Annotated in this window: 12 protein-coding genes; 3 read left to right on the forward strand and 9 right to left on the reverse strand. The window is 63.6% G+C overall.

Annotated features, from left to right (window positions below; translation table 11 throughout):
* Positions 1-18 precede the first annotated feature (18 nt).
* Positions 19-1,017, reverse strand: a complete 999-nt coding sequence (locus CLV47_RS08745) for a helix-turn-helix transcriptional regulator (protein WP_106348657.1) — start codon at positions 1,015-1,017, stop codon at positions 19-21.
* A 59-nt stretch (positions 1,018-1,076) separates the two neighbouring features.
* On the opposite strand from CLV47_RS08745, the gene CLV47_RS08750 reads away from it, so the two are divergent.
* Positions 1,077-2,207, forward strand: coding sequence for a DUF3866 family protein (locus CLV47_RS08750; RefSeq protein ID WP_106348658.1), 1,131 nt, complete (start codon positions 1,077-1,079; stop codon positions 2,205-2,207).
* 257 nt (positions 2,208-2,464) lie between these two features.
* On the opposite strand, the gene pafA is transcribed toward CLV47_RS08750, so the two are convergent.
* The 6 genes from pafA to arc all read right to left on the reverse strand — a co-directional run bounded on the left by pafA (position 2,465) and on the right by arc (position 9,140).
* Positions 2,465-3,835 (reverse strand): Pup--protein ligase, encoded by a 1,371-nt coding sequence (pafA, locus tag CLV47_RS08755; RefSeq protein WP_238145290.1) that lies wholly within the window; start codon positions 3,833-3,835, stop codon positions 2,465-2,467.
* Between the two features lie 6 nt (positions 3,836-3,841).
* Positions 3,842-4,636, reverse strand: coding sequence for a proteasome subunit alpha (prcA, locus tag CLV47_RS08760; RefSeq protein ID WP_106348659.1), 795 nt, complete (start codon positions 4,634-4,636; stop codon positions 3,842-3,844).
* Positions 4,633-5,514, reverse strand: a complete 882-nt coding sequence (prcB, locus tag CLV47_RS08765) for a proteasome subunit beta (protein ID WP_106348660.1) — start codon at positions 5,512-5,514, stop codon at positions 4,633-4,635. The genes prcA and prcB overlap by 4 nt, the downstream gene beginning before the upstream one ends.
* An 85-nt stretch (positions 5,515-5,599) precedes the next feature.
* A complete protein-coding gene (locus CLV47_RS08770; RefSeq protein ID WP_106348661.1) occupies positions 5,600-5,791 on the reverse strand; it encodes a ubiquitin-like protein Pup in 192 nt (63 codons plus the stop codon).
* Between the two features lie 35 nt (positions 5,792-5,826).
* On the reverse strand, positions 5,827-7,335 hold the full coding sequence (dop, locus tag CLV47_RS08775; RefSeq protein WP_106348662.1) for a depupylase/deamidase Dop: 1,509 nt from the start codon (positions 7,333-7,335) through the stop codon (positions 5,827-5,829).
* Positions 7,332-9,140, reverse strand: coding sequence for a proteasome ATPase (arc, locus tag CLV47_RS08780; protein WP_238145291.1), 1,809 nt, complete (start codon positions 9,138-9,140; stop codon positions 7,332-7,334). Before arc ends, dop begins: the two co-directional genes overlap by 4 nt.
* A 227-nt stretch (positions 9,141-9,367) precedes the next feature.
* Between arc and CLV47_RS08785 the strand changes: the two genes are divergently transcribed.
* On the forward strand, positions 9,368-10,213 hold the full coding sequence (locus CLV47_RS08785) for a hypothetical protein (protein WP_106348664.1): 846 nt from the start codon (positions 9,368-9,370) through the stop codon (positions 10,211-10,213).
* Here the strand turns inward: CLV47_RS08785 and CLV47_RS08790 are convergent.
* Both CLV47_RS08790 and CLV47_RS08795 read right to left on the reverse strand, forming a co-directional pair.
* Positions 10,190-11,200: a tRNA (adenine-N1)-methyltransferase gene (locus tag CLV47_RS08790; protein ID WP_272946790.1), complete on the reverse strand. Its 1,011-nt coding sequence runs from the start codon at positions 11,198-11,200 to the stop codon at positions 10,190-10,192. The two genes, CLV47_RS08785 and CLV47_RS08790, sit on opposite strands and share 24 nt — an antisense overlap.
* Before the next feature lie 32 nt (positions 11,201-11,232).
* Positions 11,233-12,357, reverse strand: a complete 1,125-nt coding sequence (locus tag CLV47_RS08795) for a site-2 protease family protein (protein WP_106348666.1) — start codon at positions 12,355-12,357, stop codon at positions 11,233-11,235.
* Between the two features lie 53 nt (positions 12,358-12,410).
* On the opposite strand from CLV47_RS08795, the gene CLV47_RS08800 reads away from it, so the two are divergent.
* A complete protein-coding gene (locus tag CLV47_RS08800) occupies positions 12,411-13,316 on the forward strand; it encodes a RecB family exonuclease (RefSeq protein WP_238145292.1) in 906 nt (301 codons plus the stop codon).
* The last annotated feature ends 2 nt before the right edge of the window (positions 13,317-13,318 follow it).

The raw sequence follows: 13,318 nt of genomic DNA on the forward strand, positions 1-13,318 counted from the left end.
GTGAATTTCCGACGGACGTCACGAACGGCCTCCGTTGCGTGCGGTGAGCCGAGCTTCCGACCATTGGTAGAGCGCGGTGAGCCGGTCGATGACTGCTTGACGCGCTTCGGGCGGCTCGAGGACTTCGACGTCCGCGCCGTAGGGCGCGACCAGGGTCGCTAGCCGGCGCAGGTCGTCGTAGCGAACGGATACAAGGCCAGGCTCGGTTGGCTGCTCGAGACCTTCGGTAAGTCGGCGTAGCCCGACCGCGTCGCCGCGATGGATTCGGATGGTCGCCACTTGGTCTGCGGTCGGCGTGTAGAAGTCGATCGACTTGTGCAGGTCAAGGTCGTCCGGGCGGTCGAAGACGCCCGGTTTGCTGGTCGTCTTGACCTCTCCCTCGATGCGCGAGAGCCGGAAGATGCGTTCCTTCTCCCGATCAAGGTCGAAGCCGACGACGTACCAGCGAAACTTCCAAGACGCCAGTCCCCACGGTTGCAGCCGACGCACGGCCGGTTGCGCGTCGCTACTGCCGCGATAGGTGAACTCGATCTCCGTACGTTTTTCAACGGCAGACAGGATCGCATCAAAAGAGGCGTCGTCGGCGCGCATGTGCGGTTCGATGTGCCCGAGCGTTTCTCGGTCCATCGTCAAGCCGGCCGCCTTGAGCTTCAACAGCGCGCCTCGCGATGCAGACTCGAACTGAGCGCCCTTCCATAGCTCAGTAGCGATCCCGACGGCCGTCGACTCGGCCTGGGTGAGATTGATGTCGGGCAGTTTCGCGTCGCCGCCCGCGATCCGATATCCCTCCGTGTCATCGCCCCACCCGTTGCGGCCGGTCTCGATCTCCACACCGAGCTCGCGCAGTTCGTCCTTGTCGCGTTCGAACATCCGCTGAAATGAAGCGGTGCCTTTCTCGGACCTGTCAGTGCCGTACGACGTCACGGCGCGGCGGATTCGTTCGGCGGAAATGAACTGTTTCGTCGACAGCAGACAGATCAGCAGATTGAGCAGGCGCTCGTTCTTTGAAGAGGACACGTTGCAACCCTAATGGGCGATTGCCGTCGCGGCATGTAGTGGCGCGGTAGCCTCGTGCCGTGCCGACCGATCCTCAGACCCCAGCCGAAGACTCGCTCATCCGATGGCGACGCGGAGTCGTCGTACGCGAGCGCAAACGGTGGCGCGGCGCCGTCGAGCTCGATGTGGAGATCGAGGGTCGCGTCGCGGGTGAACCGGACCGCCAGGACGCTCGCGCGATCGCCTACCCCGCGCTGGTCGGTACGCCGCGCGCCGGTGAGTCTGTGCTTCTGAATACGACGGCACTGGCAATAGGTCTGGGCACCGGCGGGTACGCCGTCGTGATCGCCAACCTCGACCGGTTACCGGACGACCGCGAGGGACTGGGGCATTTAGTCAAGGCTCGTTATACGCCGCTGCAGGCCACGGTTCTCGGTGTCGACGAGCAGGACTCGCCTCATCACGACACAATCGCGGGCGCCACGCACATTGGGCTGATGCCCGTGGTGGTGGCCGATCTGCACTCTGCGCTGCCGGCCATTCTCGCAGGCATCCAGGCGACGTCCGCCGGACTTAAGGTCGCCTACGTCTGGACCGACGGCGGCGCCTTGCCGGCCTGGTTCTCGCGCACGGTCGCCGATCTCGGAGACCGTCTCGCGGCGACGATCACCGTCGGGCAGGCGATGGGCGGCGACCACGAGGCCGTCTCAATCCACAGCGGGCTGCTCGCTGCGAAACATGTGGTCGGCGCCGATATCGCCATCGTGGCGCAGGGTCCCGGGAACCTCGGCACCGGTACGCCCTGGGGATTTTCTGGCGTCGCCGCTGGTGAGGCGATCAATGCGGTCAACGCACTGGGCGGCCTTCCGATTGGTGCGCTGCGGATCTCCGACGCGGACCCGCGTGGTCGCCACGTCGGCGTCTCGCATCACTCGACTACGGCATTCTTCAAGGTCGGGTTGGGTCCGGTCCGCATTCCGTTGCCTGACAGTCTTCCGGATGAGCTCGCTCGGTCGGTGGCCAGCGACCTGGCGGATCGACCCGATCGGGCGGTTCTGGAGCGAGTCGACACGTCCGGGCTGGATGAGGCGCTGCGGACGAGTCCGGTGCGCCTGTCCACAATGGGCCGAACACTTGACGAGGACTACGCCTACTTCCTCACCAACGCCGCCGCCGGCCGCTTCGCCGCGACAGCGCTCACCACGGCCTAACACGCTTCACCCCCGACCGGAGCCTCCGCGCTCTGCCACGAAACGCTTGGTCGTAGTTAGAAACGCTTCGACGTAGTTATTGCACACAAATGTATGGTTCCGCAGCGCCGATGACGAAGTCTTGCTGTCGAACGATACATTTGTACGATCGATGTGCTGAATTCGGCCTGCTTTGAACGCAACCACGGCTGCGGGCGCTTCCGGCGTACGAGGTTTCGGTCCGCTCGTACCTCGCTTCGCTCCACCCGCGAGACTAATTAGCCGATGCTGTCGATGAGGCGTTCGACGCGTTCGTCGACGGACTTGAACGGGTCACGGCACAGGACGGTGCGCTGAGCCTGGTCGTTGAGTTTAAGGTGCACCCAGTCAACGGTGAAGTCGCGGCGGTGGTCCTGTGCCTTGCGCACGAAGTCGCCGCGTAGCTTGGCGCGAGTGGTCTGCGGCGGGATGGACTTGGCCGCGAATGTCTCGATATCGCTCGTGATCCGATCGACGGTGCCGCCGGCCTGCATGAGGTAGAACAACCCGCGGCCGCGCCGGATGTCATGGTAGGCCAGATCGATCTGCGCGACTCGCGGATCGCCCAGCTCCAGGTCGTGCCGCGCCATGTAGCGGTCGATGAGCCGCTTCTTGATCGCCCAGTCGACCGTGCGCTCGATCAGCGAATGATCACCACTCTCGACCGCCTTGATCGCGCGTTCCCACAGGTCGATCGCGACAAGATGCGCCTGGTCGGCCTCGTGATTGGCGACGAATTCCTTCGCGCACTCGAGGTACTCCGTCTGCATCTGTAGCGCGGAGACCGTCTTGCCGTTGACGAGGCGTACCTTCTGCCGACCGGTGAGGTCGTGCGAAATATCGCGAATCGCGCGAATGGGATTTTCCATGACGAAGTCCGGCGTGCGCGCGCCGTTTTCGAGCATACGTAGGACCAGGTCGGCGCTGGCCACCTTGAGCAACGTGGTGGTCTCGCTCATGTTGGAGTCGCCGACGATGACATGCAGCCGCCGGTAGAGCTCGGCGTCGGCATGCGGCTCGTCGCGGGTGTTGATGATCGGACGCGAACGAGTCGTCGCGCTCGATACTCCCTCCCATACGTGCTCGGCGCGTTGACTGAGGCAGTATTTCGCGCCCCGCGGAGTCTGGAGTACCTTGCCGGCGCCACAGATCAGCTGCCGGCTGATCAGGAACGGCACCAGCACTTCCGCGACGTCGGAGAACCGGCCGTGGCGGGTAATCAGGAAGTTTTCGTGACAGCCATAAGAGTTGCCGGCTGAGTCGGTGTTGTTTTTGAACAGATAGATCTGCCCGGCGATGCCCTCGTTGTGCAGGCGCTCTTCCGCGTCGACGAGCAGCCCCTCGAGGATGCGCTCACCCGCTCGGTCGTGCGCGACGAGTTCAAATAGGTTGTCGCACTCGGCCGTCGCGTATTCGGGATGGGATCCCACATCGAGGTAGAGGCGCGAGCCATTGCGTAGAAAGACGTTGGACGAACGGCCCCAAGCCACGACGCGTCGGAACAGATATCGCGCGACCTCGTCTGGGGACAGCCGGCGTTGCCCGCGAAAGGTGCAGGTCACACCGTATTCGGTCTCGATCCCAAAAATTCGCCGTGTCAATGGGGCCATCGGAAGCTACTTGTCCTCGGGCGACGCCGGATCGGGGTCGCTGTCCTCGCCAGTCTCGTCCGTCGCGCTGGCTTTTGGTGTGTCGGTCGACGGATTGTCACCAGACTGTTCGACAAGCTGGTCGAGACCAGCGCCAGTAACGCGACGAAATGTGCGCCCGGGCTTGTCTCGTTCGAGAATGGCGACCTCAAGATTCTCGGCCGAGATCGGCCGCGGGGTGCCGTTTTCGGCGCCGACCGCACCGAGCGCACGCACACACAGGCGGACCGCCGCGGTGAGGTCGATGCCCTCTTCATAAGAGTCCTTGAGCGCCCCGGTCACCACGTCGGCCTGCCCGCCCATCGCGATGAACGACGGTTCGTCGACGACGGAGCCGTCGAACGTCAGCCGATAGAGCTCATCGTCGGCGGGCGCCTTCGCGACCTCGGCGACGCAGACTTCGACCTCGAACGGCTTGAGCTGTTCGGAGAAGATCGATCCGAGGGTTTGAGCGAACGCGTTGGCCAGGCCCCGCGCGGTCACATCGCGGCGGTCGTAAGAGAACCCGCGGGTGTCGGCGTAGCGAATGCCGGCCTGGCGCAGGTTTTCGAACTCGTTGTAGCGGCCGACCGCGGCAAAGCCGATCCGATCGTAGATCTCGCCGACCTTGTGCAGCGAGGACGACGCATTTTCGGCGAGCATCAGGACGCCGGCGTCGTAGGTCATCACGATGACGCTGCGTCCGCGGGCGATGCCTTTGCGGGCGTATTCGGTCTTGTCCCGCATGATCTGCTCGGCTGAGGCGTACATGGGCATCGTCATAGTTGGCCATCCTCGGTGGAGTCGAGCATGGGCGGCAGCGGGGTACGCCGCAGGCGTGTGGCGCGTTCTTGGTCTATCCGCCGGCAGACGTTTTCGATGTCGTTGTCGGGCAGTCGGGTCGTACCGTCACGGTCGATCGTGTAGATGATCGGGAAAAGCCCGCGGGTCGAGTCCGGACCGCCGGTGGCGGTGTCGTCGTCGGCCGCGTCGTACAGCGCCTCGATCAAGGCATAGGTCGCGTCGTCTCGGTTGAGTCCCTGGCTCCAGAGCTTCTTGAGCGAGGACTTAGCGAACATCGAGCCGGAGCCGATCGAGTGGTAGAAGCGCTCCTCGTAGCAGCCGCCGGTGATGTCATAGCTGAAGATTCGGCCCGCGTCCTCGTGCGGAGTCTCGGTGTCGTAGCCGACGAAGATCGGAACTACGGCGAGGCCTTGAAGAGCGATCGACAAGTTGCCCTTGAGCATCTGCGCGAGGCGGTTTGCCTTGCCGTCGAGCGAGAGCGTCGCGCCCTCGATCTTTTCGTAGTGCTCGAGCTCGACCTGAAACAGCCGGACCATCTCGATCGCGATCCCGGCCGCGCCGGCGATTCCGATCGCCGAGTGCGAGTCGGTGGCGAAGACCTTTTCGATGTCGCGCTGCGCGATGACGTTTCCCATCGTCGCGCGCCGGTCGCCGGCGATCATCACCCCGGACTCATAGGTCGCCGCGACGATCGTCGTGCCGTGCGGCGCGACGTCGCGGCCCGTCATATCGCCCGGCAGTGCGCGCCTGCCGGGTAACAGGTCGGGTGCGGAGTTTCGAAGAAGCTCGGTAAAGGACGAACCATTGGCATTGAGGTAGCTCGGTGGCAATCCACCGCGAGAGTGTTCTATGGGCACAACGCGACTGTACCGTGCAGCGCCGACAAGGTGCTGGTGAACGGCGCGGATTGGCGCGATCTCGAATCCGCCCGCACCGATGCGCCTACTGCCCGCCCTTCTGGACGAACTGTTTCACGAACTCTTCGGCATTTTCTTCCAGTACGCCGTCGATCTCGTCCAGAATCGAGTCCACGTCCTCGGTCGCATCTTCGCGGCGTGCGGTGGTCTGGGCGTCTGCGGCATCGTCGCCGTCGTCACGACCGCCGCGTCTTTCGACTGATTCCTGACCTGCCATGATGACCTCCGATTTGTGCCAACGGACTCCGGCACCTAGTGCGCGGTTGCGGTGAGCTGATCCACCAGTTCGCGCGCGGTTGAGCTTGTTTCCAACAACGTCTCGACGTGTGCTTTTGTGCCTCGAGTTGGTTCGAGCATAGGCACCCGGACGAGTCCGGGTCCACCGACATCAAAGATCACCGAGTCCCATGACGCCGCGGCGATGTCGGCCCCGAAGCGCCGAATGCATTCGCCTCGGAAGTAGGCCCGGGTATCGGTCGGTGCGGCGTCGACCGCACTCTTGATCTGATCCTCGGTGACGAGGGTGTGCATCGCGCCGCGATGCACAAGCCGGTAGTAGAGACCCCTGTCGCGCCGTACGTCGCTGTATTGCAGGTCGACCAGTTGTAGGCGGGGACTTGCCCAGCCCAGCCCGTCGCGTTGTCGGTAAGCCTGCAGCAGCCGCAGCTTCGCGACCCAGTCGAGGTCCTGGGCAAGCGTCATCGGGTCGGTCTCGAGTCCGGTGAGGATCCGGTCCCAGCAGCGCAGCAGCGCCGCCGTCTCATCGTCGAGGTCGTCCCGCATGAACTCGGTCGCCGTTTCGAAGTACCAGCGTTGCATCTGCAGCGCGGTCATCGTGCGGCCGTCGCGCAGCGTGATCAGTGTCTTGAGTGACGGATCATGGGAGATGGCGTGCAGCGTGCCGACTGGGTCGCTGATCGCCAGGTTTTCGCGTAGGTAGCCGTTTTCGATCATCGCCAGAATCAGCGAGGTCATACCGACTTTGAGGTACGTCGAGGTCTCGGCCAAGTTGGCATCGCCGATGATCACGTGTAGGCGGCGATACTTGTCGGCGTCCGCATGCGGCTCGTCGCGGGTATTGATGATCGGTCGCTTGAGCGTCGTCTCCAAGCCGACCTCGACCTCGAAGAAGTCCGCGCGCTGCGACAGTTGAAAGCCGTCGCCGCGGCCGTCCTGTCCGAGGCCCACGCGCCCGGCGCCGGTGATGACTTGACGCGACACGAAGAACGGCGTGAGGTGGCGCACGAGATGCTCGAACGGCGTGGATCGGCGTACAAGATAGTTTTCGTGAGTGCCGTACGACGCACCCTTATTGTCTGTGTTGTTTTTGTAGAGCCCTATCCGCGGCTGCCCGGGCACGGTCGCCGCCCGCTCGCCGGCAGTCTCCATGACCCGTTCACCCGCCTTGTCCCACAGCACCGCGTCCATCGGATTGGTGACCTCTGGGGCGGAGTACTCCGGATGCGCGTGATCGACGTACAGGCGGGCGCCGTTGGTCAGGATGACGTTGGCCAGAAACGGATCGTCGTCGGCGTCCAGACCGGTATGATCCAGGGCCGCCGACGGCGCAAGCGAGAATCCTCGAGCGTCGTGCAGCGGCGTCTCCTCCGCGAAGTCCCATCTGGGTTTGCGGCGGGGTACGTCGTTGGCGGCGTACGCATTGACGATCTGCGCTGACAGCAGCATGGGGTTTGCAGTGGGGTCACCGGGCACGCTGATGCCGTATTCGACCTCGGTGCCGACGATGCGATGAACGGTCATAGGTACTGGCCGGTGTTGGGCATCGTGTCGATCGCCCGCCCGGCATCCTTTGACTTGCTGGAGATCAAGGTGCGGATGTAAACGATCCGTTCCCCCTTCTTGCCCGAGATCCGAGCCCAGTCGTCCGGGTTGGTCGTGTTAGGAAGATCTTCATTTTCGGTGAATTCGTCGATGCACGCGGTCAGCAGGTGCTGGATCCGTAGCCCACGCTCACCGCTGACGAGGAACTCCTTGATCGCGAGCTTCTTGGCCCGGTCAACGATGTTTTGAATCATCGCGCCTGAGTTGAAGTCCTTGAAGTACATGATTTCTTTGTCACCATTGGCATACGTGACCTCCAAGAACCGGTTTTCGTCGATCTCCGAGTACATGCGCTCGACGACGCTTTGGATCATTGCCTGGACCGTTGCCTCACGGTCGCCGCCATACTCCGCGAGATCGTCGGTGTGAATCGGCAGATCCGCCGTGAGGTATTTGGAGAAGATATCCGCCGCTGCCTCGATATCGGGTCGCTCGATCTTGATCTTCACGTCGAGCCGGCCCGGACGCAGAATGGCCGGGTCGATCATGTCCTCGCGGTTGGACGCGCCGATCACGATGACGTTTTCGAGGCCCTCCACACCGTCGATTTCGCTGAGCAGCTGCGGCACGATCGTGGTCTCTACGTCCGAAGACACACCCGTGCCGCGGGTCCGGAAGATCGAGTCCATCTCGTCGAAGAACACGATGACCGGCGTACCTTCATTGGCCTTCTCCCGGGCGCGGGCGAAGACGAGCCGGATATGCCGCTCGGTCTCACCGACGTACTTGTTCAACAACTCCGGGCCCTTGATGTTCAGGAAGTACGAACGACCTTGCCGGCCGTCGATGTCTTCCCCCTCCCCGGCCTTGGCGCGTGCCAACGTGATTTGTTTGGCCAGCGAGTTGGCTACCGCCTTGGCGATCAGCGTCTTACCGCAGCCGGGCGGGCCGTAGAGCAGCACGCCTTTGGGCGGGCGCAGGTGGTGTTCCTTGAATAGATCTTTGTGCAGGAACGGCAGTTCCACAGCGTCGCGGATCAGATCGATCTGATTGGTCAGTCCGCCGATGTCCGAATAGTCAATGTCCGGCACCTCTTCGAGCACCAGATCTTCGACCTCGCTTTTGGGAATGCGCTCGAAGACGTACGACGACTTCGGTTCTAGGAGCACCGAGTCACCAACCCGCAACGAGCCGTCACGCAGTGAGTCCGAGAGGTGCACGACACGCATCTCATCGGTATGCGTGCTGACCATCGCACGATCAGTCTCGCCGGCCTCGTTGACAATCAATTCTTTAACGGCCACGACCTCGCCGGCGCGGTCGTAACCAACGACCGCAACGACGTTCATCGCTTCGTTGAGCATGACCTCCTGACCGCGGTGCAGGCCATTGATGTCGATGTCCGGGGAGACACTGACGCGCAGTTTGCGTCCACCGGTCACGATGTCGATAGAGGTCTCATCGTGCACCTTGACGAACACGCCAAAGCCACTCGGCGGCTGGGCGAGACGTTCGATCTCGTCGCGCAGCCGCACAAGCTGCTCCTTCGCGTCGCGCAGCGTAGAGCCGAGCCGCTCGTTCTTTTCCAAAAGCGCGGAATTGCGCTGCTGCGCTTCCATCAGCCGGTCCGCCAGCACCCGGCCTTCACCGGGGCGGGTCGCGATCTTCGCGCGCAGACGCTCCACCTCAGCCTGCAGAAGGCGCACCTGCTCGGCCGATACCGGTTCCTCATGAGCATTGCCACGCGGATCGTCGGCCTGGGACATCGGCGAATCTTCCGACACGTTGCCTCCTCAGCAGCTTGGTTGAGCAACTACACGTCTGACTGTATAGCGCTGGACGGCCACTTAGCCCGAGACGCACTCGACCATTAACGCACTCGTTACGAACCGCGTTCCCGCCCACCGCGCTTCCCGGCGTTGTGACAAATGGTGCGGATGTTTTCAAAGTTAATTAGTGTGACTGGGCCGTGCCTCCACGACCACGCCGATTTTCTCGCTACCGTTGTTGCATGTTTAGAGCACGTGCCCTGGCCGCCTCACTGACCGCGGCCCTTTTCACCGCAATCACGTTCGCCGCACTCTCCTGGGGTGTCGCCGAATCTGCCGCACGCGGAGTGGACGGAAACAAGCTGCCAGCTCTGCTGACCATCGGAAACTTCTCGAGCATCGAGTGGCCATATCGCGTGGGAGGGGTGAGCCTCTCGACGCACATTTCGTTCTACGTCGCGATCGTCGTACTCGCCATCATCGCCGCGATCGTCACGTTGGTCGCAACCCGTACCGCCTCACCGCGTTCAGGTGCGAGTGCGTTCCTCGGCACCTGGATCGGGGTAGTCATCGGCGCAACGCTGGTTGGCATCGCACTGTACTTCTTCAAGGTCGGCGACGCGGTAAGTTCCGCCGCCGGACGAAACGACTACCTCGTCGCGACGATCAAGGGAATGGCCTTCGGCGGACTGATCGTCGGTTGGTTCCCCGCGATCTTCTCGTGGTCGGCGTTCAAGGTCGCCAACCGCAAGGGCCTTATTGCCCTGGAAGAGGCCGAGGCGGCAACCGGTGCACGGGAGTCGGACAACCCGTTCGACTTCACGCCAGGCTCTATCTCCGAACAGCGTCCAGTGGAGCCAGGCTTCACCTATCCCTCCGGCGACGAGTTCGATGATGTCAGTGCATACGACACGCAGAACGCGTACTCGACCACCCCTGATCGGAACGCTGCCGCGGATCGCTTCTCCGACACGACCGACGTGACCGGCGAAGATGACGGCGACACCGGTTACACGACGCGTGTTGCCGAGCAGCGAGTCACCGATAAGGATGGCTCTACCCAGCTACGGGAGCCGGGGGCGGCGTAACTTACGAACATCGTCGACGCCGTCGGCATCTGGGGCAACCTGGATGTCGACGGCGTTTGCGTGTGTGAAGGCCCCATCGGTCGGCGTACCGACCGTTTCGCCCGCGGTTGCCGCGCGCGCGGTCGTGGGCTTGCGGTGCCGAGACGGCGCGGTGACGCCATCGGCCAGTCGGCGTGTCTTCACCAAGAACGCGGTGTGCGCGATCATTCGATGATCGGGCCGTACGGCGAGCCCGACCACGTGCCACGGGCGCAGTAGGCATTCCCACGACTCCGGCTCGATGAAGCTGCCGTGGGCACGGATCGCCTCGACCAACCGCGAGAGCTGCGGGACGGTTGCGACGTACCCAATCAGTACGCCGCCCGGCCGCAACGCCGCGGCAACGCTCGCCAACGGAAGCCACGGAGCGAGCATGTCCAGGATGATCCGGTCGTAAAGTTCGTCCCCAGCCGCACCGATGCCGTCCACATCTGCGCGGCGCAGCTGCCAGTTGTCCGGTCGGCTGCCAAAGAAACGGTCGACGTTCTGCTCGGCGACATCCGCATGGTCGTCACGGACCTCGTAGGAGACGACGCTGCCCTGTGGACCGACCGCCCGCAGCAACGAGCAGGTCAGCGCCCCCGACCCGGCGCCGGCCTCGAGGACGCGTGCACCCGGTCCGATATCGCCCATCGCGATAATCTGTGCCGAGTCCTTGGGATAGATCACCTGCGCGCCACGCGGCATCGACAACACGTAGTCGGTCAGCAGCGGCCGCAGCGCAAGGTACTGCGTGCCAGACGTCGCGGTCACGATGATTCCCTCGGACTGGCCGATGAGATCATCGTGCAGGATCGCGCCGCGGTGCGTGTGGAACTCCTTCCCGGCCTCAAGCGTGACCGTGTGCAAGCGGCCCTTAGGGTCAGTGAGCTGGACCCGCTCCCCAACTGCCAACGGATAGTTCACCGGTGGCTGGTGGGCATTCTGATCGTCGGCGTCGGTCGTCACACTTCTCCTCGAGTCGGCGCTGATGTGAACCATCAACCCGATGAGGTTACCGACTCGACGGATACGACGCCGATCACCATCCCATCGGCGGCAGTCACGATGAAGTTCGTCGTGCCGTTGTGAGTGAACCGAGTAAGGACGTCGAGCATCGATGCCGCTTCGGTGAGCACGTCGTCGGCCCCGACACTCTGCGCCACGACGTCGATACGGGTGGCCTCGCGGATGGGACCAGGAACAGTTTCAAGAGCGGCTCGCGTTGCAATGCCGGTCGGCGCGCCGCCGTTGATGACGACCAGGCGGTCGGTGTCGCACAGAGCGAGTGCATCACGCACGGACGTGTCGTTAGAGACAACTGCCGCGGCCTCGATATGCGAGGAGACGGACTGGTCGGCGAGGCGCTGCTCTCGCACGGTGGCCCGGCGGCTGTCGCGGGCCATGAACCACAGCATGACCGCCACGATTCCCATGGCGATCAACAAAGGCGTCCCCCCGGGACCGAACGTCCCGGTAACTGCGAGGAGGGCGATCGCCAGCAGCAGCACGATCGCGATGCCTTGTCCGACGGTTGCCGCCGTGCGGGCGGCAGCGAACTGATCGCCCTTGCCGCGCCATAACATCGCGACCAGCACGCGGCCGCCATCGAGCGGAAGTCCCGGGAGCATATTGAATACCGCAACAGCGAGGTTGGACAGGGTGAACGTGCCGGCGACTACACCGAGACTGTCGCGTAAGCCGAATGACAGGGTCGAGCCGGCGAATGCCGCGATCACTCCAGGCGCGGCCAAGGCGAGCGATACGGCCGGGCCCGCGATTGATACCCAGAACTCCTCGCTCGGACGCTCGTCCTTGGTCGATGTCGTCGTAACGCCGCCGAGAAAGCCGACCTCTACCTTGTACACTCGCGACTTCATCAGCCGAGCCGCAGCAACATGCCCAAGCTCGTGCAAAAGCACCGAAAGGCCCCACAGCAAGGCAAGTCCCGCCGCGAACAAGATCGCCACTGGCCAGCTGTCTTCGATGCCGTGCAGGATTCGCGCGTAGAGCACGATGACGATCAACGCGAACCACAGCCACGAGGCGGACACATAAATCGGCGCCCCGAGGAACCGGCCGATCCGGGCTGTGGGAAAGGCACCACGGCTCCCGGTCGCTGTCATCCGCTCATCGTACGGACGACGAAGTTGTCGGGATGATCGCCTACGCTGGCGGTGTGCCCGAATCCGAAGCCGTCCGATCTGTCGACCTCTCCGCCGAAAGCCCCGCGGAGAGCGTCGTTCCCTCCCTGTCCCCGTCCCGGGCGGCGGACTTCAAGACCTGCCCTCTGCTGTATCGCTTCCGCAGCATCGACCGGATCCCCGAGGCACCGAGCTCGGCCGCGACGAGGGGCACCGTCGTACACGGTGTCCTGGAAAGCCTGTTCGATCTGCCGCCGGCCGAACGTACGCCGGATGCCGCCGCCGCGATGGTCGCCCCGCAATGGCGCAAGCTTCTCGAACAAGAGCCTGAGCTCGCCGCGCTTTTTGCCGACGACACCAATCATGCACAACTCGACGAGTGGCTGAAGTCCGCCGAGTCCCTTGTCCGCGCCTATTTCCGGCTCGAGGACCCGGCACGGTTCGAGCCAGCCGGGCGGGAACAGTACGTCGAAACCACGCTCGATAGCGGGTTACGACTGCGCGGCTACATCGACCGGCTCGACGAGGCGCCCGACGGCCGGGTGCGGGTGGTCGACTACAAGAGTGGTGCCGCGCCGCGCGAGGCGTTCGAAGCCAAGGCACTGTTTCAGATGAAGTTCTACGCGCTGATCATCTGGAAGACGACCGGCACGGTCCCCGCGCAGCTCAAGCTGATGTACCTGTCCAATGTCGACGAGCTCACCTATTCGCCCGACGAGCGCGAGCTACAGGCACTCGAACGACAACTTGGTGCCCTGTGGGCCGCGATCGAAAAGTCGATCATCACAAAGGATTTCCGGCCGAGCCCGAGCCGGCTGTGCGACTGGTGCGACCATCAGTCACGATGCCCGGCATTTGGCGGTACGCCGCCGGAATTTCCGGAGCATCCGCTGGCAGCCACGGCGGTCGACCGGCGTACCGAAAACGCCAACGCCGACTAGCG

Source organism: Antricoccus suffuscus, assembly GCF_003003235.1.
In the GTDB taxonomy this organism is placed as follows: Bacteria; Actinomycetota; Actinomycetes; order Mycobacteriales; family Antricoccaceae; genus Antricoccus; species Antricoccus suffuscus.

Bases quoted from the DNA above. Each gene is read 5' to 3' on its own strand.
- pafA (WP_238145290.1), bottom strand. From the start codon at position 3,835: ATGGCCCCATTGACACGGCGAATTTTTGGGATCGAGACCGAATACGGT.
- prcA (WP_106348659.1), bottom strand. From the start codon at position 4,636: ATGACGATGCCCATGTACGCCTCAGCCGAGCAGATCATGCGGGACAAG.
- CLV47_RS08770 (WP_106348661.1), bottom strand. From the start codon at position 5,791: ATGGCAGGTCAGGAATCAGTCGAAAGACGCGGCGGTCGTGACGACGGC.
- dop (WP_106348662.1), bottom strand. From the start codon at position 7,335: ATGACCGTTCATCGCATCGTCGGCACCGAGGTCGAATACGGCATCAGC.
- CLV47_RS08785 (WP_106348664.1), top strand. From the start codon at position 9,368: ATGTTTAGAGCACGTGCCCTGGCCGCCTCACTGACCGCGGCCCTTTTC.
- CLV47_RS08795 (WP_106348666.1), bottom strand. From the start codon at position 12,357: ATGACAGCGACCGGGAGCCGTGGTGCCTTTCCCACAGCCCGGATCGGC.